General features: G+C 43.6%; 1 pseudogene. It reads right to left on the minus strand.

The window, feature by feature from the left end:
* A pseudogene (locus R7P74_RS27215) lies at window positions 1-479 on the minus strand (EAL domain-containing protein); the annotation flags it as partial.
* Between the last annotated feature and the right edge of the window lie 156 nt (window positions 480-635).

The raw sequence follows: 635 nt of genomic DNA on the forward strand, positions 1-635 counted from the left end.
AAGTCCAGTGCTTGGGGTTCAAGCAATTGAATTCTCAAATGTTTGCAGTACAAATATGACATCATGGCGCTGATCAGCGCCAACAGAGAGTTATTGGGCAACGTATACGTCGCAGATAAGCTTTCATTTTCTATCGACACCAAATAGAACATGATCAGCGAATAAATGATAAGCACCACGCTCGATACATTGGCTTTGTGCGACAAATAATATGCAGCAACCACGCAAAATGCCGTGGGATATAGGTTGATCAAAATGTCGGAAAGGTGGAAAAGCAGTAAGGAAACATCACCCAAGCCCGCCACTCGAAATGCGTGACCAAGTAGAATAGCCAGCGCGTTGGATAATGTCAGTGGGAGAAGCAGTAACGCGATTGAAGCTAAGTCTGTTAAGTAAGATTTAGACCCAGCTCGCCATTGCTCTGCGATTACAGCCAGACGCTGAAAAGGGGCAAAGAAGAGTTCGCGGCGAGTTTGCATGGAGAGTTCTTTTGTAAAGTAGTTATCTTCAACTGCAGAAAATGCAGCCGTTAATACAACAGCCGAAACTCAGGCAAACATTGTTGATAGGTAATGTCGCTTTTCGTATTAAGGTCAAACAATGGATACTAAATGCCAATAACAGCACGGAAAAGT

This window comes from Vibrio sp. 2033 (assembly GCF_033339735.1).